The 18,967-nt window shown below is 61.2% G+C and carries 18 protein-coding genes; 8 read left to right on the forward strand and 10 right to left on the reverse strand.

The window, feature by feature from the left end:
* The 4 genes from M6D32_RS10845 to M6D32_RS10860 form a co-directional block, all read right to left on the reverse strand.
* Positions 1–594: AMP-binding protein (locus M6D32_RS10845; protein ID WP_298255901.1), on the reverse strand; the 594-nt coding region annotated here is incomplete at its 3' end.
* A complete protein-coding gene (locus tag M6D32_RS10850) occupies positions 591–1,736 on the reverse strand; it encodes an FAD-dependent monooxygenase (protein WP_298255902.1) in 1,146 nt (381 codons plus the stop codon). The genes M6D32_RS10850 and M6D32_RS10845, both read right to left, overlap by 4 nt.
* Positions 1,737–2,000: 264 nt before the next feature.
* Positions 2,001–2,210, reverse strand: coding sequence for a hypothetical protein (locus M6D32_RS10855; protein ID WP_298255903.1), 210 nt, complete (start codon positions 2,208–2,210; stop codon positions 2,001–2,003).
* Positions 2,211–2,261: 51 nt separating this feature from the next.
* Positions 2,262–2,483, reverse strand: a complete 222-nt coding sequence (locus M6D32_RS10860) for a cysteine rich repeat-containing protein (protein WP_298255904.1) — start codon at positions 2,481–2,483, stop codon at positions 2,262–2,264.
* Positions 2,484–2,617: 134 nt separating this feature from the next.
* Between M6D32_RS10860 and M6D32_RS10865 the strand changes: the two genes are divergently transcribed.
* The gene (locus M6D32_RS10865; RefSeq protein ID WP_298255905.1) at positions 2,618–2,974 is read left to right on the forward strand and encodes a hypothetical protein; all 357 of its coding nucleotides are present in this window, start codon (positions 2,618–2,620) and stop codon (positions 2,972–2,974) included.
* A 33-nt stretch (positions 2,975–3,007) separates the two neighbouring features.
* Here M6D32_RS10865 and M6D32_RS10870 read toward each other — a convergent pair whose 3' ends face one another.
* The gene (locus tag M6D32_RS10870) at positions 3,008–3,835 is read right to left on the reverse strand and encodes a hypothetical protein (RefSeq protein WP_298255906.1); all 828 of its coding nucleotides are present in this window, start codon (positions 3,833–3,835) and stop codon (positions 3,008–3,010) included.
* Complete coding sequence (locus M6D32_RS10875; protein ID WP_298255907.1) at positions 3,813–4,058, reverse strand: hypothetical protein; 246 nt, start codon at positions 4,056–4,058, stop codon at positions 3,813–3,815. Before M6D32_RS10875 ends, M6D32_RS10870 begins: the two co-directional genes overlap by 23 nt.
* Positions 4,059–4,115: 57 nt before the next feature.
* Here M6D32_RS10875 and M6D32_RS10880 point away from each other — a divergent pair, with 57 nt between their 5' ends.
* Together M6D32_RS10880 and M6D32_RS10885 are read left to right on the forward strand one after the other, a co-directional pair.
* A complete protein-coding gene (locus tag M6D32_RS10880; RefSeq protein WP_298255908.1) occupies positions 4,116–5,285 on the forward strand; it encodes an efflux RND transporter periplasmic adaptor subunit in 1,170 nt (389 codons plus the stop codon).
* Between the two features lie 9 nt (positions 5,286–5,294).
* Positions 5,295–8,462 (forward strand): multidrug efflux RND transporter permease subunit, encoded by a 3,168-nt coding sequence (locus M6D32_RS10885; protein WP_298255909.1) that lies wholly within the window; start codon positions 5,295–5,297, stop codon positions 8,460–8,462.
* Between the two features lie 61 nt (positions 8,463–8,523).
* On the opposite strand, the gene M6D32_RS10890 is transcribed toward M6D32_RS10885, so the two are convergent.
* On the reverse strand, positions 8,524–9,525 hold the full coding sequence (locus M6D32_RS10890) for an NADP-dependent oxidoreductase (protein ID WP_298255910.1): 1,002 nt from the start codon (positions 9,523–9,525) through the stop codon (positions 8,524–8,526).
* Positions 9,526–9,879: 354 nt separating this feature from the next.
* Here M6D32_RS10890 and M6D32_RS10895 point away from each other — a divergent pair, with 354 nt between their 5' ends.
* The gene (locus M6D32_RS10895; protein WP_298255911.1) at positions 9,880–11,172 is read left to right on the forward strand and encodes a dicarboxylate/amino acid:cation symporter; all 1,293 of its coding nucleotides are present in this window, start codon (positions 9,880–9,882) and stop codon (positions 11,170–11,172) included.
* A gap of 13 nt (positions 11,173–11,185) precedes the next feature.
* On the forward strand, positions 11,186–12,115 hold the full coding sequence (locus M6D32_RS10900; protein ID WP_298255912.1) for an amino acid ABC transporter substrate-binding protein: 930 nt from the start codon (positions 11,186–11,188) through the stop codon (positions 12,113–12,115).
* Positions 12,116–12,185: 70 nt separating this feature from the next.
* Here the strand turns inward: M6D32_RS10900 and M6D32_RS10905 are convergent, their stop codons facing one another.
* The 3 genes from M6D32_RS10905 to M6D32_RS10915 all read right to left on the reverse strand — a co-directional run bounded on the left by M6D32_RS10905 (position 12,186) and on the right by M6D32_RS10915 (position 14,825).
* Complete coding sequence (locus M6D32_RS10905; RefSeq protein ID WP_298255913.1) at positions 12,186–12,443, reverse strand: hypothetical protein; 258 nt, start codon at positions 12,441–12,443, stop codon at positions 12,186–12,188.
* A gap of 68 nt (positions 12,444–12,511) precedes the next feature.
* A complete protein-coding gene (locus M6D32_RS10910; RefSeq protein WP_298255914.1) occupies positions 12,512–13,828 on the reverse strand; it encodes a cyanophycin synthetase in 1,317 nt (438 codons plus the stop codon).
* Positions 13,821–14,825 (reverse strand): hypothetical protein, encoded by a 1,005-nt coding sequence (locus tag M6D32_RS10915; RefSeq protein WP_298255915.1) that lies wholly within the window; start codon positions 14,823–14,825, stop codon positions 13,821–13,823. Before M6D32_RS10915 ends, M6D32_RS10910 begins: the two co-directional genes overlap by 8 nt.
* A 331-nt stretch (positions 14,826–15,156) precedes the next feature.
* Between M6D32_RS10915 and M6D32_RS10920 the strand changes: the two genes are divergently transcribed.
* From M6D32_RS10920 to M6D32_RS10930, 3 genes are all read left to right on the forward strand, one after another.
* Positions 15,157–15,930 carry a ferredoxin--NADP reductase gene (locus M6D32_RS10920; RefSeq protein WP_298255916.1) on the forward strand — a complete coding sequence of 258 codons (774 nt, stop codon included), beginning with the start codon at positions 15,157–15,159 and terminating at the stop codon, positions 15,928–15,930.
* Positions 15,931–16,208: 278 nt separating this feature from the next.
* Positions 16,209–17,081 carry a patatin-like phospholipase family protein gene (locus M6D32_RS10925; RefSeq protein WP_298255917.1) on the forward strand — a complete coding sequence of 291 codons (873 nt, stop codon included), beginning with the start codon at positions 16,209–16,211 and terminating at the stop codon, positions 17,079–17,081.
* Between the two features lie 253 nt (positions 17,082–17,334).
* On the forward strand, positions 17,335–18,960 hold the full coding sequence (locus tag M6D32_RS10930) for an FMN-binding glutamate synthase family protein (protein WP_298255918.1): 1,626 nt from the start codon (positions 17,335–17,337) through the stop codon (positions 18,958–18,960).
* Positions 18,961–18,967 lie beyond the last annotated feature (7 nt).

The following is an 18,967-nucleotide window of genomic DNA, read 5'->3' on the forward strand; positions in this document are numbered from 1 at the left end:
CAGCGTCTTCGCCAATTGGCGAGCAGCTTCGGTCTTGCCGACACCAGAGGGACCGACGAATAGAACGCAGCCTTCAGGCTTGTTGGTCTCGCGCAGTCCGGCGCGGCCGATCAACACCGCATCCACCAGCGTGCGCAGGGCGGTGTCGTTGCAGGCCTCGTGACTAAAGCGCGAACAAAATTCCGCATCGGCCACGGCAACGGCCGCCCGGGAATCGGCGAGATAGAACTGCAGCAGGTCCGGCGGCGTCAGCGTGTTGATCAGGAGCGGCACGAAACCGGCGCGCACCGCGCCGAAGAATGCCGCAGGGTAGGCGGGCGTGTCGTCCAGAAACATCAGCACACGGTCGCCGCGCTTGAGCCCGAGCGAGATCAGGCCGTGGCCCCAACGTGAGGCTTCTGCGCACAGTTCGGCATAGGTCAGCTTGCCAAGCGGGCTGGTCAGCGCGATGCGATTTCCGTTTCCTTTATCAAGGTTGTCGAAAAGAACGCGGCTGGCATTGTAGATTTCAGGAATCGAAAAGCCTATTTCCTGCGCGCCGGGATTGTCGCGCGGCACCTGATCGGCGATCTGAAAGCGGTCGGATGACGTCATGCGCAGCCTCCGCCAGCCGAACGTGGCCGTGACGCTTCGTAGCGCGCCATGAAGGCGGGCGCCATTGCGCGCAGGCGCCCATCGTCGATCCGTCCCGAGCGGGTGATGTAGCTATAGGCAAAATCCATCAGGTCGAGCTTCATATGGTCGGCGAAGCCGGCGTACCAGTCGGCGCTGGTGCGTGCCGCGGTCACGAGCTTCTTCACGATCGGCTGCCGCTCGCTCTGGTAGCGGGTCAACGCGCTACTCAGGTTGCGCTCCGTCTCCAACGCCTTGGCAAGCGCGATCGCGTCCTCGATCGCAAGCCGCGTCCCCGAGCCGATGGAAAAGTGTGCGGAGTGCAGGGCGTCGCCGAGCAGAACCATGTTCTTGAAGAACCAGCGCTCGTTCCACACCCAGGGGAAGCTCCGCCAAATCGATTTGTTCGAGACGAGTCCATGGCCGCCGAGAGTATCGGCGAACACCTGCTGGCAAATTGCCTTGGACTCGTCGACCGTCTTGTCGGCGAAGTCGTAAGCCTGCCAGGTTGCCAAGTCGCATTCGACCAGGAAGGTGCTCATGTTGGCGGCGTAGCGATAGTGATGGGCGTTGAAGCTGCCGCGGTCGGAAGCCACAAAAGTCTGCGACAACGTTTCGAAACGCTGCGTGGTGCCATACCAGGCGAATTTGTTGCTCGAATAGGACAGCGAAGTGCCGAAATCGCTTTCGAAGGCGCCGCGCACCGACGAATTGAGGCCGTCGGCCGCGACGATCAGGTCATAACCGGCAAGTTGATCGAGCGAGACTTGCGTATCGAAATGCTGCGCTACGCCCACGGACGCCGCGCGTCCTTGCAGCATTTTCAGCAGATCGAGCCGGCCGATTGCCGAAAACCCGACGCCGTCGATCTCGACGCTCTCGCCCCGCAGACTGAGCGTGATGTTCTTCCAGCTTTCCATTCTCGGCGCGATCGCGTCGACCGTTTCGGCATCGTCGGCGCGCAGAAACTCAAGCGCAGAATCGGAGAAGACCACGCCGAAGCCCCAGGTGGCGCTGGCCGGGTTCTGTTCGAACAGGTCGATCTGCGCCTCGGGATGGCGCTTCTTCCAGAAGTAGCTGAAATAGAGGCCGCCGGGACCCCCACCGATGACGGCGATACGCACGTCGCCTCTCCCTGATTGACAGTATACTTACAATCTCGAGAGAATGTAGCGCCCGCGAGCTGCGGGCGCTACCGGAAAATTTCGGCTTTTGACCGGATCAGGCCTAGTGGTCCGATTCTAACATTTGCCTCCCGGCATAGCAGACAATTTGCAAATGTTAGAATCAAAGGACCACTAGCAAATATAGATTTCTAGTGGAGTTTAGGATTCGACATTCGCATTACGAAAGCGCGGTTACGGGGAGCGAATGTCAAATCCACTCCACTAGTAGCAGCGCCTCACCTTGACGCCGCCAACCCAGACCCACCTGCAAGCGGCGACCGGCTTCCTCACCACCACCGCGCCACGCGGTCCGGCGCAGCCTGCGCGATAGACCCCGCGGGCGCAGACGACGGCGCCGGCCGTGCTGGATTGGAGAATCATGAAAGCGGCAAAGGCGAGCAGAGTAGCGCTGGCGAATAGCACTGAACGCATGATGTCCTCCCTTGAATCGGTTGTTGTCGACAATGTTCTGCGGATGAAAAATTACTTCTTCTCGGCTGCTGCCAGCACCTTCTGGCAGGCCGGCGTCAGTTGGGCGTTGTGCTGGCCGAGGCAGGCGATGATCCGCCCCCCGCCGGGCGCGGTGCCCTTGCAGAATTTTCCAAAGTCGCCCGAGCAGGCCGCGCGCTGGGCGGCGGTCAACTGCTGCGCCATGGCGCCGGAGGCAAGCAGCAAGGCTGCCGCAGCGATGATGATGCGTAGCATTCGTCATTTCCTTTCTTTGTACCCCCGTGCCCCACCTTGATCGGTCTTCTGCCTTCCTGTTTCATGGCCGAGACCCGTTGTAGTGAAGGCTGGGCGCCGATTTCGATTAGCCGATATTGTTACAAGGAGAACTCATGGCAGTACCCAGGACCAATTGGCTTGTCTTCTATGGCGAGAATGTCGAGCCTGTTTTCAAAGAGATCGTTTCCCACATCGAGAAGATCATCATCGGAACGCTGATCGTCTCGGCCGGTGCCCATGTGTCGAGCAACAAGCCGTCGATCCAGCTGTTCGGCTATCTGCGCCACAGCCTGGTGGGCCGCGGCGTGATGCTGGTAGGCGTCATCATCCTGCTTCTGAATTTCATCGACGGCCTCTACAAGCTTGGTAGGGTGAACTGGCATGTGGCATGGCAGATCTTGATGTCGGTGTTCTACATCGCGCTATCGGTCCGCATGATCCAGCTCATCCTCGCGTTCCGTGGCGAATGACCGGTCGCCGCAAGGCGGCTGCGGGAGCAAGCCTTAACGCGCCGCGAACGGGGCGAGCACCTCTTTGCAGGCCGGGGATAAATCGGCTGCGCGGCTGGAAATGCACTGCATGATGCGGCCGCCGCCAGGGGCGACACCGGCACACAGCGTGCGGATGTCGGCGCCGCAAGCCGAGCGCATCACGAACAGCTCTTCGCGTGGCCGCAGCGGCCGCAGCACGATCACAACCGGAGCAGCCGCCGGCGTCGCTGCTGGCGCGCCACTCGCGGCCGGAGCAGTTGCGCCACCGCTCGCAGCCGCAAGCGCCGTGCCGCAAGCCGCCGAAACCCTGGCCTTGTTCTTCTCGAGGCATTCCAGCGCCGGCGCGCCGCCGGTCGGAACGCCTGCGCAAACCTTCGGATAATCGCCGCGGCAGGCGCTTTTGATCGCGGAAATCTGCGCGTTTGTCGGCTTCTTCGCCGCTGTCGTCGCAGCAGGCTTGGATTCCCCCTTCGGCTCGGCCGCGGTCGTCTCGGTCTTCGGCTCGGCCGCGGTCGTCTCGGTCTTCGGCGCGGCTGCGGTGTTGGCCGGTTCACTCTTCGGCGCCACGGAAGCTTGGATTGCGCGCACCGCGCTCTGACAGCTCGGTGCCAGGCTCGACATGTTCTTGGCGAGACATTGCAGCGCTGCTTCGCCGCCCGGCGGCACGCTGGAGCAATGCGATATATAGTCGTTGCGGCAAGCCGATTTGACGGCGTCCCTTTGCGCCTGGCTCGGCGCTTGCGCGAAGGATGGTGTTGCGATGGCCACAATTGCCACAGTCAGAAGCGCACAAGTCAGAAGCGCACAAAGCGCCCAATCACGTCTCAACGTGTCGAACATTTGCGTAAATCCTTTTGACTAAACGGTTTTGAGCAAATCCTTTCGGTTTGTCGCTGGCGCGCGCCTTCAATGCTTTAAATCTTCGATTCGTAAAATCTTCCAAACCGGCAGAACAACCTGCGCGAGCCGTATCCTTTTCTGTTTCCGGTTCCACTACAAGCGGATTATTGTTATCAAGGCGCGACAGAACGCCCCTTCGATAACGGTCTTTTTTCTGAACCAAATTGCACCTCGATAGACGTCGTCATTGATTTAAAACAAACTGCAATAGAGGCATGGGATGAGGTCTTTGCGTTTGCATGGCGCCGCGACCATCTCGCGCGCAGCGTTTGCCGTATCCGCATTCATCGCGTTAAGTGCCTGCGAGAAAAATACCTTTGTGGCGCCGCCGCCGCCGAAGGTGGACGTCGCCACGCCGGTGCAAAAATCGATCACGCGCTATCTCGATGCCACCGGCAATACCGCGCCGATCAAGATGGTCGATCTGGTCGCGCGCGTGCAGGGCTTTCTGCAGGCGATCAACTACCAGGACGGTAGTTTCGTAAAGCAAGGCACCACGCTGTTCACGATTGAGCCGGAGACCTACAAGCTCAAGCTCGAACAGGCGCAGGCAGCGGAAGCCGGCGCCCAGGCCTCGCTGAAGCAGGCGGAGAACGACTACAAGCGCCAGGCCGATCTCGTGCAGAAGCAAGCCGTGTCGCAGTCGACGCTGGATACGTCGACATCCAACCGCGACAATGCGCAGGCTAACCTTCAGCAGGCGCAGGCCAACACCAGGATTGCCGAAGTCAACTACGGCTATACCAATGTCACTGCGCCGTTTGACGGCATCGTGACGGCGCATCTGGTTTCGGTCGGCGAACTGGTCGGCGTGGCATCGCCGACACAACTCGCCACCATCGTGGCGCTCGACCCAATTTATGTGAATTTCAACGTCAACGAGCAGGACGTGCTAAGGGTGCGCGAGGAAGCGCGCCGCCGCGGCATAACCGTCGAAAACCTGCGCCAGCTTCCGATCGAGATCGGGCTACAGACCGAGACTGGTTATCCGCACGAGGGCACGCTGGATTACGTCTCGCCCCAGGTCAACCAATCGACAGGCACGCTAGCCGTGCGTGGCATCTTGAAAAACCCCGACCGCGTGCTGTTGCCCGGCTATTTCGCCCGCGTCCGGGTTCCGTTCGAGAAGACCGAGAAAGCGCTGCTCGTGCCCGACGTCGCCCTCGGCAGCGATCAGGCCGGCCGTTACGTGTTGGTGGTCAATGCGGAGAATGTCGTCGAGCAGCGCAAGGTGACCATCGGCCCGCTGGAAGGCGATCTGCGCGTCATCGAAAGCGGATTGAAGGCGGACGACAAGGTCGTCGTCGCGGGGCTGTTGCGCGCGATCCCCGGCCAGAAGGTCGATCCGCAGCTCAAGAACATCGAGTCCGGCAACGCGGCCACGAAGTAGGAGCCGGCCATGATCTCGAAATTCTTCATCGAGCGCCCGGTTCTTTCCAACGTCATCGCGATCCTGATGATCCTGATCGGCGGCGTCTCGCTGTTCGAACTCGCGATCGCCCAATATCCCGACGTGGTGCCGCCGACCGTGCAGGTCACCACCCGCTATCCTGGCGCAAGCGCCAAGACCGTGATCGACACCGTGGCGCTGCCGATCGAGCAGCAGGTCAACGGCGTCGAGGACATGATCTACATGCAGTCCTACAGCGGCGCCGACGGCACCTATACGCTGACGGTGACGTTCAAGATCGGCACCGACCTCAACTTCGCACAGGTCCTGGTGCAGAACCGCGTGTCGGCGGCGCTGTCGCAATTGCCGCAATCGGTGCAGAACCAGGGCGTCACGGTGCAGAAGAAGTCTACCGCGATCCTCCTGTTCGTGACGCTGACCTCGCCCAATGCGACCTATGACAGCCTTTTCCTGAGCAACTACGCCACCATCAATCTGCGCGACGAGCTATCGCGCCTGCCCGGCGTCGGCAACGTTACGGTGTTCGGCGCCGGCCAATATTCGATGCGGGTCTGGCTCGATCCGAACAAGCTGCAGGTGCGCGGGCTGATGCCGCAGGACGTCATCCAGTCGATCCAGCAGCAGAGCCAGCAGGTCACCGCTGGCCAGATCGGCGCGCCGCCGACGCCGTCCGGCCAGGCGTTCCAGTACACGCTCAATGTCGCGGGACGCCTCGACGACAAAAGCGAGTTCGAGAACATCATCGTCAAGACCGGCAGCAACGGCGACGTCACGCGCGTGCGCGATGTCGGCCGCGTCGAACTCGGTGCGCAGACCTATAGCCAGGTGTTCTCGCTCAACAAGAAGCCTGCCGCCGGCATCGGCGTGTTCCAGTCGCCAGGCGCGAACGCGCTCGAAGTTGAGAAGGCGGTCGACAGGAAGATGTCGGAGCTTTCCAAGGCCTTCCCGCAGGACATCCAGTACGACACCCCGTTCGACACCACCAAATTCGTGCAGGCCTCGATCGAAGAGGTCTACAAGACCCTGATCGAGGCGGGCCTCCTGGTGCTGATCGTGATCCTGGTGTTCCTGCAGGACTGGCGCGCGATGCTGGTGCCGGCGACCACCGTGCCGGTGACCATCATTGGCGCGTTCGCAGCGATGGCGGCGCTCGGCTTTACTGTCAATCTATCGACGCTGTTTGCCATCGTGCTCGCGATCGGCATCGTGGTCGACGACGCTATCGTCGTGGTCGAGGGCGCTGCGCATAACATCGAGCAGGGCATGTCCGGCCACGATGCCGCGATCAAGGCGATGGATGCGCTGTTCGCGCCGATCGTCGGCATCACGCTGGTGCTGATCTCGGTGTTCCTGCCGGCAGCGTTCCTGCCGGGGCTCACCGGGCGGATGTACGCGCAATTCGCGCTCGTCATTGCAGCAACCGCGCTGTTGTCGGCGGTCAACGCGGCGACGCTGAAGCCGACGCAATGCGCGTTGTGGCTGCGCCGGCCGGTGCCGCCGGAGCAGCGCAACTTCTTCTATCGCGGCTTCAACGCCGTCTATGCGCGCGTGGAGCGCGGCTACGCAAGTCTGATCGGCACTCTGGTACACCACAGCGGTATTTCCGTGATCGCGGCGCTGATCCTGATTGCCGTCGGCGGCTACGGCCTGTCACGCGTGCCGACCGGCTTCATCCCGATCGAGGACCAGGGCTATCTGCTCGCCGCCGTGCAATTGCCTGACGGTGCCGCACTCGACCGCACCCAGAAGGTGATGGACCATGTGCAGGAGATCGCAAGCAAGCAGCCTGGCGTCGATCAGATCATGACGATCGCCGGTATCTCGGCGCTCGACAACAGTTCGAGCCTCGCCAATGCCGGCGTTGCCTATATCGTGCTCAAGGACTGGAGCAGGCGCGGCAAGGGCGAGGATCTGCGCTCGCTGTTCGTCGGCTTGAACGAAAAGCTCTCGACTATTCAGCAAGCGCGCATCCTGGTTATTCCGCCGCCGCCGATCCAGGGCATCGGCAATGCGGCGGGATTCGCCATGCAAATCGAGCTGCGCGACGGTAACTCCGATTTCGGCGAGCTGCAGGCCATCACCAACGGGATGGTGGCGAACGGGCAGTCGCAGAGTGCGCTGCAGCGCGTCTCGTCGTCGTTCCGCGCCATGGTGCCGCAATTCGATGTCGAGGTGGATCGCGTCAAGACCCAGACGCTGCAGGTCACTACCGACCAGATCTTCTCGACGCTGTCGAGCTACATGGGCGCGTCCTACGTCAACCAGTTCAACAAGTATGGCCGCACTTTCCAGGTCTACGCTCAGGCCGATTCCCAGTCCCGCCTGACCCCGCGCGATATCGAGAACATGATGGTTCGCAACGCGCAGGGCAACATGATTCCGATTGGCACCGTGGCGAAAGTGACGCCCGCCGTCGGCCCGTCGCTGATCAGCCTGTACAACCTCTATCCCTCGTCGACCGTCATCGGCCTGCCGGCGCAGGGTTACAGTTCCGGCGAGTCGATGAAGCTGATGGAAGAGATTGCGGCCAAGACGCTGCCGCGCGGCGCCGGTTACGAATGGACGGCGATGTCCTACCAGGAGAAAATCGTCGGCGGTCAGATCTATCTCGTGTTCGGCCTTGCCATGCTGCTGGTCTATCTGGTGCTCGCCGGACAGTATGAGAGCTGGTACGCGCCGATCTCCGTTATCCTGGCGGTGCCATTGTCGCTGCTCGGTCCGATGGCCGTGCTGACCGGCCTGCGCATCGATAACAATCTCTATACCCAGATCGGCCTGATCCTGCTGATCGCGCTGTCGGCCAAGAACGCCATCCTGATTGTCGAGGTAGCGCTCGAATTGCATGTGCGCGACCGCAAGCCAGTGCTGGAATCCGCGATCGAAGCGGCGCGCGCCCGCTTCCGGCCGATCTTGATGACGTCGTTCTCCTTCATCCTCGGCGTGGTTCCGCTGGTGCTCGCGACCGGAGCCGGCGCCAGCGCTCGAAAGTCGATCGGCATCGCGGTGTTCTCAGGCATGATCGCCTCGACCTGTCTGGCCGTGCTGTTCGTGCCGACATTCTTTGTCGTGGTGCAACGCTTCGAGAATTGGCTCGCCAAACGCAAGGCCAGGATGGACAGCCTGCAGCCGGTTGGCGAGACCGGCGAGGTACGTTGAGACAAGCCGTCGTGAGCAGGGACAGCCGAAGGCCCGGGCCTGACGACGGCCTTCGCAATCCTCACACCTTGACCATCCGCTTGCCGCGGTTGTCGCCAGCAAGCAAGCCGATCAGCGCCTTTGGCGTGTTCTCCAGGCCATCGATCACATCTTCCTGTACCTTGAGCGCGCCTGAGGCGACCCATGACTGCAGGTCGCTCAGCGCCTCGTTGCGGCGCTCCATGTAGTCCGTGACAATGAAGCCTTGCATGATGAGGCGCTTGACGACGATCAGGCCCGGCACGCCGCGTGGTCCGGTGGTGGACGGTATACCATCATATTGGGAGATCGCTCCGCAGCAGGCGATGCGGCCGCGAAGGTTCATCTGCGCCAGGCACGCTTCGAGAATATCGCCGCCGACATTGTCGAAATAGACGTCGATGCCGTTTGGCGCCGCGGCCCTCAGCGCCTTGAACACCGCGCCGTCCTTGTAATCGACCGCGGCATCGAAGCCGAGTTCGGAGGTGAGCCACCGGCATTTCTCCTTGCCGCCCGCAATGCCGATGACGCGGCAGCCCTTGATCCTCGCAATTTGGCCGACGATCGAGCCGACCGAGCCAGCGGCCGCGGAGACCACCACGGTCTCGCCGACTTTGGGCTTGCCGACATCGAGCAATCCGAAATAGGCGGTAAGGCCGGCAATACCGTAGACGCTGAGCAGATAGGTCATCGGCTCGATCTTCGGCATCTTAGTGAGGTGCTTCGCCGGCACCACCGCATAGTCCTGCCATCCGGTGTCGCCGAACACGATATCGCCCTTGGCAAGCTCCGGCGCCTTAGATGAGATGACTTCGGCAATGCCGCCGCCCGCCATCACGGTGTTCGCTTCGACGGCCGCGCGATAGGTCGCGCCATGCATCCATGCTCGATTGGCCGCGTCGAGCGAGATGTAGCGCACCCGCAGCAAGGCCTCGCCATCGCGTGGCTCGGGGATGGTTCCCTCCCGCATCTTGAAGTGCTCGTCGCCGAGTTTCCCGGCCGGTTTTTCCACCAGCAGGATCTGGCGGTTGATGCTGTCGCTCATGGCTTTCCCTCTCGTGACTGTTCTTCAAGCAGCGCGCGCAAGAAATACGCAGGCTAGTGGTCCGATTCCAGCATTCGCATCCCTTCGCAGCGGGCACTTTTGCGAATGCTGGAATCATAGGACCACTAACAAATATTAGGTTCTAGTGGAGTTTTGGATCTGACATTCGCTTTCCGAGCTTGCGGCCAGGTGGGTAGCGAATGTCAGATCCACTCCGCTAGTCCGATTGTGCATTGCGTAACAGGCTAATCCGGCAGCGTCCGTTCCACAACGGTAACATCCGGGTTCTGGAAGCGTGTTGCGTCGGCTTTGAAATCTGCCAAACTCGGGACCAGGAACTTACGGGGGTAAGACATGTCGAACAGGTTTACGCAATATATTCTGATCGCGATGGTGCTGGGTATCGTGATGGGCGCGCTGATATTCAATTATCTGCCGGGTAGCCGTGCTGACATCGCTTCCAGCGTCAACCTGATCGCCATGCTGTTCCTGCGCCTGATCAAGATGATCATCGCGCCGCTGGTGTTTGCCACGCTGGTCGGCGGCATCGCCCATATGGGCTCCGGCGCGAAGCTCGGCCGCATCTTCGCCAAGACCATGGGATGGTTCGTCAGCGCGTCTTTCGTTTCGCTGATGCTCGGCCTCGTGATGGTCAACCTGCTGCAGCCCGGTTCCAACTTCCCCGGCACGCTGCCGGACAAGATGCAATCGACCGGATTGCCGGTGTCGGCTTTCTCGATCGAGAAATTCATGACCCACCTGATCCCGACCTCGATCGCGGATGCGATGGCGCAGAACGAGATCCTTCAGATCGTCGTCTTCGCGGTGTTCTTCTCGGTCGCGCTCGGCGCGCTGCCGGAGCGCTCCAAGCAGATCCTGTCGGTCATCGATGACCTTGCCCACATCATGCTCAAGGTCACCGGTTATGTGATGCTGTTTGCGCCCATCGCGGTGTGGGCCGCGATCACGGCGACCGTGTCCAAGAACGGACTGGCCGTGTTGTGGAAGCTCGTCGTGTTCATGGGCGGCTTCTATCTCTCGCTGCTAATCCTTTGGGGCATCCTTGTCATCGTCGGTTTCGTCGTGATCGGGCCGAGATACAGCCACTTGCTGCGGCTGATCCGCGAGCCGTTGATGATCGCGTTCTCGACCGCAAGCTCCGAGGCCGCCTATCCGAAGACGCTCGAAGGCCTCAACCGCTTCGGCGCCTCCGCGCGGATCTCGAGCTTCGTGCTGCCGCTCGGCTATTCCTTCAACCTCGACGGCACGATGATGTACTGCACCTTTGCCAGCATCTTCATCGCGCAGACCTACAAGATCGACATGTCGCTTGGCACCCAGTTTGCTATGCTGGCAACGCTGATGATCACCTCGAAGGGCGTTGCCGGCGTCCCCCGCGCTTCGCTCGTCGTGATCGCCTCGACGCTCGGGCAGTTCGGCATTCCCGAGGCAGGGCTCTTGATGATCATGGGCGTCGATACCTTTCTCGACATGGGCCGCAGCGCCACCAACGTGATCGGCAACACGCTCGCAACCTCCGTGGTGGCGAAGTGGGAAGGCGAACTTGCGCCCGAACACGCGCTCCGTCCCGACGACGTGGTGCCGCCGAACATGGTGCCGGGCGAAATCCCCGCGATGGGTCATTGACGGGGGGCGGTCCATGCGCCAGACGCTGGGAAGATCAATCGGGGTGGGCGGGCTATTGCTAGCGGGCTGCTGCCTGTTGGCGACGGCCGCCGCCGCCCAAAGCGACGGCGAAGGGCTTAGTCCGACGCTCGCCGCCATCAAGAGCCGGCACACCATCCATCTCGGCTATCGCGAAAGCTCGCCGCCGTTCTCTTTCCTCGACCAGGCCAACCGGCCGATCGGCTACAGCCTCGAGCTGTGCCAAGCGGTGGTCGAGGAGATCGCTACCGCGGTCGACGATCCCGATCTCAAGATCGAATATGTGAAGGTCACGTCGGACGACCGCATTCCCGCGGTTGTGCAAGGCAAGATCGATCTGGAATGCGGCTCGACCACCGCCAATGCCGAGCGCTCGAAGCAGGTGGCATTCTCCCCGCTGATGTTCGTGGCCGGCACCAAGCTGATGGTGGCGAAGGAATCCACCATCTCGGCGCCGAAGGACCTGCAGGGCAAGACGGTCGTCGTCACAAAGGGCACGACCAACGAGCAGGCCATGCATGCGCTGGACAAGAAGTTCAATCTTGGCCTGAAGATCGTGACGGCAGGCGATCACGAGCAATCCTATCAGATGCTGGTGGACGGCAAGGTCGATGCCTTCGCGACCGATGACATTCTGCTTTACGGCCTGATCGCGCGGCACAAGTCGCAGGACAAGTTCAAGGTCACCGGCGATTACCTGTCCTATGATCCGTATGGCATCATGTTCCGCAAGGGCGAGCCGCAACTGAAGGAAATCGTGGAGCGTACCTTCCGCAAGCTCGGCACCAACCACGACCTCGTGCCGCTCTACAACAAATGGTTCGTTGCCCGCCTGCCGACCGGAGAGCGGATGAATGTGGCGATCTCGCCCCAGCTCGAAGATGCCTTCAAAGCGCTCGATGATTCCGAAGGCGTCAACGACTGAACGAATCGCCCAGAGCTGAATGACAAGTCACCCCGCGGGCCTTGCGCTCGCGGGCATGGCGATCGCACCCCTACTTGATATGCAAGAAGGACCTGGTTGCGTCGACCGCGCTGTTGATGGTTGCCTTGGTCTGACCTGCGATCGTCGTGGCCTCGTAGGTCGCCCCCGCCGAAAAGCCGGTCTTCGATCTCGCCCCCATCGCGACCTCGGTCTTGCGGAGAAGATTGCCAAACAGCGACGATGTCGGCGCCTGGGCCTGACTTGGGCTACTCGTAGGCCTGCTGATAACGGCCGGCGCTGAAGTTGGAATGGGCAATATGCTGCTCATGAGGGTCTCCCGGAAGTAATGACCATCGGCCGCTATGGTTAATGAATCGTTACCTGCCGCCAAAGCCTTCAGAAGAAGAACAGTTTGGTTGCGTCCATCCCGCGCGCCAGGGCCGCAAATTCGATCGCGGTGAACAGTCCGCCGGCGACATAGATTCGGCCGTTCCGCGATTTGGCCAGTTCCTTGCTCGCGCTGAACGCCTGCTCGATCGTCGCGGCAATCTCGACATGCGCGCCTGGATTGATCCGGCGCATGCTGACGGCAAGTGCGGCCGGATCGCCGCCTTTATGATGCGCTGCCGTGCAGATGATGATTTCGAATTCCGGGGCGAGGGTGGACGCGATTTCCTCGGCCCTCTTGTCGAACGAAACGCCTGTGACGAGAATCCAGTTCTGCTTGCCGTAGATTTGCTGGAGCGAGGCGAGCGATTGCCGGACGCCGTCGGGCGTATGGCCGACATCGATGACGGTCAGGGGGTCCTGAGAGATGACCTCCAACCGGCCGGGCCAGCGCGCCTCACGCAATCCTTTCCGCACTGCCGTCTCGATGGGAGCACTGGGACCGCGGGGCCAGGTGCGATCGAGCCAGTGCAGGAACAGCGCGGCCGCAATCGCGGCATTGTTGAGCTGAAAGCTCCCGGCCAGCGCGATGTCCGTCGCGCGGAAGTCATATCCGCGAAAGGCGAAATCGAAGCATTGTCTGTCCGGCGCGACAGATTTGCCGTCTATCTCGACTTCGTCTCTGACGAACAGGCTTTCGACATTCCGGCTGCGGTTATATTCGATGATGTGCGGCCGCAAGCTGCGGCAATTCTCGCCATAGATGATTGTGCCGCCCGAGGCGCAGGCGTCGCTCTTGTCCGACACGATCAACTCCAATGAATTCCCGAGCAGTTCGATGTGTTCGTAATCGACCGAAGTCACCGTGGTGGTATGGCTTCCCAGCAGGCGAACCGGATCGTAGCGGCCGCCGATGCCGGCCTCGAACACCATGAATTCGCAGTCGCGCTCCTGGAAATAAAGACAAGCCAGCGCGAACATGGCTTCGAACGCACCGAACTTTTCGCCACGCTTTTTTGAGACGGCCTCGATCGCGGTCGCGATGCGGCTGGCCTTCTCATCGAGCTCGTGGTCGCCGATCGGTAAGCCATCGATCTGAAAGCGCTCGTTGACGCGAAACAGATGCGGCGAGGTGAACAGGCCGGTGCGCAGGCCGAAGGCGCGGCCAATGTTTGCGCAAAAGGCAGCCGTCGATCCCTTGCCGTTGGAGCCCGTGATTGCGACCGAGCGCTCTTGCAGCCGCGTGCGGTCGATGGCGAGCAGTTCGATCAGCTCGGCCATTCGCGCGAGGCAAACGCCGTCGCCATATTTCGGCAGGTCAAACATCCAACAACCCGACCGCAGAAAACGTGTGCCGCCAGATTTTCAAGATCAATTCCGGCCGTTGCAACTCTTCGAGCAGCCGGATCGATGGATTGGAATTGACCTCGATGATCGCGATCTCATCGGCATTTCCATCGATGTCGGCGAACAGGTCGACGGCCCCAGCGCGCAGGCCGAGCGCGCGTACGGCCTTTTGTGCCATCGTGAGCGCAGCCGAGCCGGGTGAGGCAAATGCCATCTGGCCGCCGGCGCTGAAGTTCATCCGGCCTGGAATTTTCCAGCGTTCGCCCGCGGGCAGGACGCGGTCGAGTTCGCCTTGCGGGATCGCCGCAGGATTGATCGCAGAGAGACCGCGGCTTTTCAGTGCGGCATTGTGAGCGTCAAGGATATCGCGCAATCGGCGCGCACCGTCTCCCTCGAGCGCGGGTGGAGATTTTTGCGCGGAATAGACGACTTCATCGTCGAGCACAAAGATTCGGTATTCGAGGCCACTGGCGATCGGCTGCATCAACACCGCATCGTAATGCGGCGCGACCTCGTCGAGGTAGCGGCCGAGCGAGGTCTCATCTGTGATGGCGTGCGCGAAATCGCCACGCGATCCCGTGAGCGGTTTGACGAAGACGCGCCCGTCCAGCTTCCTGAAATAGTGGAAGGCATCCTCGCGTTCGTGTCCGGCGGGACGCAGCGCGCGGTGCCGCGCGGTCAAAAAGATATATTTGCCGTCGAGGCTCGGGATGCCTGCTTGCTCAAAAATGCGGCTGGCGAAGTATTTATCGGAAGCGAGCGTCGCGGCGGTCGCATTGTTTTGCGGATACCAGGAGCATCGTCCGGCGCCGAAATACACTGCCTTGGCTTTCGAAGTGACGCGGAAGATGAGTCCAGTGCCGCCGTCGACGTCGTCAAAGCCAAGTCCCAACTCGGCGCAGGAATAGGCGGCGTAGACCGCCTGATCCGGATAGAAGGCGGGCTTTCCTTGGCGAAATTCCCTTAAGTTCGGCATCCGATACCGGCGACCTTCTATTTCCCGAATTTTTGAAGAATATCTCTAACGAATTTTTTCCGGGCGGGCGCGGCATTAAACACCTGAATTGGACATGCATTCGGCAAGTAAATTGCGCAGCGGAGCCACCCCGGAGAAGGTTTTGGCCAATGGCCCTGAAGAGGGGCCAGATCTGCGGTTTTCGAACGGATATCTTGCGCTGCAGCATGTTGACACCAGGTCAAAATCGGCTACTTAAATACCTGTAATTCCTCAATCGCCACAGAGGCTTCTGCCGCTTTGAGCGGCAAGACCCTGTTGGCCCCCAGCCAAGACGGAAGCGGGAAAAGAGATGAGCGCGTTTCATCGAGAGAAGGTTCTTTCTGTGCAGCACTGGACCGATACGTTGTTCAGCTTCCGCGCCACCCGGAACACCGGCTTTCGGTTTCAGAACGGCCAGTTCGCGATGATTGGACTTGAGGTCGACGGACGGCCTCTGCTGCGCGCCTATTCGATGGCGAGCGCCAATCATGAAGACGAGCTCGAATTCTTTTCGATCAAGGTTGCCGACGGTCCGCTGACCTCGCGGCTGCAAAAGATCAAGGAAGGTGACACCATCCTGGTCGGCCGCAAAGCCACCGGCACGCTGATTGCCGACAACCTGTTTCCCGGCAAGCGCGTGCTGTTGCTGTCGACCGGTACGGGACTGGCTCCGTTCGCAAGCCTGATCAAGGATCCGGACGTCTACGAGCGCTTCGAGCAGATTGTGCTCGTGCATGGCTGCCGCCAGGTTTCGGAACTCGCTTATGGCGAGCAACTGGTCGCGAACCTGCAGGAAGACGAATTGTTCGGACCGCTGCTGGCGGAGAAGCTGACCTACTATCCGACCGTGACCCGCGAGCCCTTCCGCAACCGCGGCCGCATCACCGACCTGATCACCTCCAAGCAGCTGTTCGACGACATCGGCCAGGAGCCGCTGAATATCGAAGGCGACCGCGTCATGATGTGCGGCAGCCCGGCGATGCTGGAAGAGCTGCGCCAGATGTTCGATGCCCGTGGCTTCGCGGAAGGAAGCCACAGCGAGCCCGGTCACTTCGTGATCGAGAAGGCGTTCGTGGAGCGCTAAAGCTCCGTTCGTCATTCCGGGGCGTGCATTAGCGCGAACCCGGAATCTCGAGATTCCGGGTCTGGTCCTGCGGACCATCCCGGAATGACGCGCAATAAATCAAGGGAATCGTTCAGTCGGCGATAAAGAACTTCGCCCCCGTTCGCTCGAGGAGCGATGCGCGGCGTCGCGCGGCGGCAAACACCCACTCTTGATGATGCGGGTCATGGAAGGCTTTGCTATAGTTTTCGAAAATAGCGCGGGTCTATCGGGGGGCGCGTCAAATTCGGGGGGAGGCCTTGTCCGCGTCTGTTCAGGACGATACGGCAAAGACGGCGTTTGTCTTCGCGGGCGGCGGCAGCTTTGGTGCGATCCAGGTCGGCATGCTGCATTCGCTTGTCGCTAACGGCGTTTCCGCCGACATGGTGGTTGGCTCCAGCGTCGGCGCCATCAATGGTGCCTATTTTGCCGGAACCCCTACATTGAAAGGCGTTCTCGAGCTCGAAACCATCTGGCGCGGGCTGACGCGCCATGACGTTTTCCCGATCACCTGGCGGACGCTTCTGGGGTTCATCTGGCGTCGCGACTTCCTGATCTCGCACGAGGGCATCCGCAAGCTGCTTGAAGACCACCTGCCTTTTCGGAAGCTGCAGGATGCGCAGTTGCCGATCCATATCGTCACCACCGATATCGTTTCCGGCGAGAGCGTCGTGCTTTCGGCGGGCTCGGCGATTGAAGCGATCGTGGCCTCGACCTCTATACCCGGGGCATTCGCGCCGGTGCCCTACAAAGGTCGTTACCTCGCGGACGGCGCCATCTCCGCCAATACGCCGGTCAAGGTCGCGATCGAGAAAGGTGCGCGCCGCCTGATCATCCTGCCGACCGGATATGCTTGCGCGAGCGATAAGCCGCCGGTCGGCGCAGTCGCCAATGCGCTGCATGCGCTAACGCTTTTGATCGCGCGGCAGCTGGTGAGCGACCTGGAAGAGCTTCCGCCCGACATCGAATACTTCGTGGTGCCGCCGTTGTGCCCCCTGCTAGGGTCTCCTTACGATTTTTCGCTGACGTCCGAGCATATCGAGCGCTCGATCCGAAGCACTGACGAATGGCTGGCCCACCATGGTCTGGAGAAGAAGCACATCCCCGGTGAACTACGGACACACGGTCACTGAGCTCTGTTGGTCCACCGATTTGCGCGGAAAGCAGCTACGCTGCAGTGCGAAACCGAGTTTGGCGCGATCGGCCCGGCCACCTGCCGGATTGATCACCCTTCAGGTGATTGGGTAGCCTGAGCGAAAGCCAAATCACCTGGCCGCCAATTGTCGCATCCGTGACCGTTGCAGCCGGTAATGTGATTGGCCAATTCGCGCGAGCCCGCCAAGCTGCACGATGACAAAGACCGGCTGATTGACCACCGAGGGGCCCATGGAAACATTGCTGCTGCCGTTCTCGCCGCGTTTCATCCTGCTCACGATATGCGCGGTGGTGACGGCGCTGCTTCTGGGAATCGGCGTCGTCGATCACAAGACGCTCGATTTGGTATTCATTCCCCTGGTGATCTTTGGCGCGCTCACGCTGCTCGGCATTCGCGATCTGACGCAGAAGAGCCACGCGGTGCTGCGCAACTATCCGATCTCGGCGCATTTGCGTTTCCTGCTCGAGGAAATCCGGCCCGAGATGCGGCAATACTTCTTCGAGAGCGAGAAGGACGGCATGCCGTTCTCGCGCGATACCCGCGCGGTGGTCTACCAGCGCGCGAAGATGGTGCTCGACAAGCGGCCGTTCGGCACGCAGGAGGACGTCTATCGCCAAGGCTACGAGTGGATTCACCACTCGGTGGCGCCGAAGGTTCACGCCGGCCAGAAATTCCGCATCACGATCGGCGGGCCGGATTGCGCCAAGCCCTATTCGGCTTCGGTCTTCAACATTTCCGCGATGAGCTTCGGTGCGCTCAGCCCCAACGCGGTGCGTGCGCTGAATGCGGGCGCGAAGAAAGGCGGTTTTGCGCACGATACCGGCGAAGGCGGCGTCAGCCCCTATCACCGCGAAAACGGCGGCGACCTGATCTGGGAAGTCGGCTCCGGCTATTTCGGCTGTCGTAACCTCGACGGCAGCTTCAATACCGACGAGTTTGCCCGCGTTGCTGTCGATCCGCAGATCAAGATGGTCGAACTCAAGATGAGTCAGGGCGCCAAGCCCGGTCATGGCGGCGTGCTGCCGGCGGCCAAAGTCTCGCAGGAGATTTCCCGGATCCGCGGCGTTGCCATGAACGAGGATTGCATATCGCCGGCATCGCACCGCGCATTCTCGACGCCGCTTCAGATGATGGCCTTTATCGGCGAGATGCGCCGCCTGTCCGGTGGCAAGCCGGCCGGGTTCAAATTGTGCATCGGCCATCCCTGGGAGTTCCTGGCCATCTGCAAGGCGATGCTGGAGACCGGCATCTATCCCGATTTCATCGTGGTCGACGGCAACGAAGGCGGCACCGGTGCCGCCCCGCTCGAATTCATGGATCATCTGGGCATGCCGATGCGCGAGGGCGTCAATTTCGTCCATAATGCGCTGATCGGCATCAATGCGCGCAACCGCATCCGCATCGGCGCTTCGGGCAAGATCGCGACGGCTTTCGACATGGCGCGCGCCATGGCGATCGGCGCCGACTGGTGCAATTCGGCGCGAGGTTTCATGTTCGCGCTCGGCTGCATCCAGTCGCTGAGTTGCCATACCGATCGCTGCCCGACCGGCGTGACCACGCAGGATCCTTCGCGTAACCGCGCGCTGGTGGTGCCGCACAAGATCGAGCGTGTCTTCAACTATCATCACGCGACGCTGCATGCGCTGGCAGAGCTTCTGGCTGCCGCCGGTCTCGAGCATCCGCAGGACCTGCGGCCGATTCACTTTTCGCAGAGGACGTCGACGACCGAAGTGCAGACCTTCGCCAAGCTCTATCCGTCGCTTCGTCCGGGCGAACTGATCGACGGCACCAGCGATCCACGCTTTGCCGAAGCCTGGACGATGGCGCGGCCGGATAGCTTCGCGCCGGTAGGGTAGAAATGGA

The sequence above is a fragment of the Bradyrhizobium sp. genome, assembly GCF_027307225.1.
Lineage (GTDB): Bacteria > Pseudomonadota > Alphaproteobacteria > Rhizobiales > Xanthobacteraceae > Bradyrhizobium.

Bases quoted from the DNA above. Each gene is read 5' to 3' on its own strand.
- M6D32_RS10915 (WP_298255915.1), bottom strand. From the start codon at position 14,825: ATGCCGAACTTAAGGGAATTTCGCCAAGGAAAGCCCGCCTTCTATCCG.
- M6D32_RS10855 (WP_298255903.1), bottom strand. From the start codon at position 2,210: ATGCGTTCAGTGCTATTCGCCAGCGCTACTCTGCTCGCCTTTGCCGCT.
- M6D32_RS10865 (WP_298255905.1), top strand. From the start codon at position 2,618: ATGGCAGTACCCAGGACCAATTGGCTTGTCTTCTATGGCGAGAATGTC.
- M6D32_RS10885 (WP_298255909.1), top strand. From the start codon at position 5,295: ATGATCTCGAAATTCTTCATCGAGCGCCCGGTTCTTTCCAACGTCATC.
- M6D32_RS10860 (WP_298255904.1), bottom strand. From the start codon at position 2,483: ATGCTACGCATCATCATCGCTGCGGCAGCCTTGCTGCTTGCCTCCGGC.
- M6D32_RS10895 (WP_298255911.1), top strand. From the start codon at position 9,880: ATGTCGAACAGGTTTACGCAATATATTCTGATCGCGATGGTGCTGGGT.
- M6D32_RS10870 (WP_298255906.1), bottom strand. From the start codon at position 3,835: ATGTTCGACACGTTGAGACGTGATTGGGCGCTTTGTGCGCTTCTGACT.
- M6D32_RS10910 (WP_298255914.1), bottom strand. From the start codon at position 13,828: ATGTTTGACCTGCCGAAATATGGCGACGGCGTTTGCCTCGCGCGAATG.
- M6D32_RS10905 (WP_298255913.1), bottom strand. From the start codon at position 12,443: ATGAGCAGCATATTGCCCATTCCAACTTCAGCGCCGGCCGTTATCAGC.
- M6D32_RS10880 (WP_298255908.1), top strand. From the start codon at position 4,116: ATGAGGTCTTTGCGTTTGCATGGCGCCGCGACCATCTCGCGCGCAGCG.
- M6D32_RS10930 (WP_298255918.1), top strand. From the start codon at position 17,335: ATGGAAACATTGCTGCTGCCGTTCTCGCCGCGTTTCATCCTGCTCACG.
- M6D32_RS10890 (WP_298255910.1), bottom strand. From the start codon at position 9,525: ATGAGCGACAGCATCAACCGCCAGATCCTGCTGGTGGAAAAACCGGCC.
- M6D32_RS10900 (WP_298255912.1), top strand. From the start codon at position 11,186: ATGCGCCAGACGCTGGGAAGATCAATCGGGGTGGGCGGGCTATTGCTA.
- M6D32_RS10920 (WP_298255916.1), top strand. From the start codon at position 15,157: ATGAGCGCGTTTCATCGAGAGAAGGTTCTTTCTGTGCAGCACTGGACC.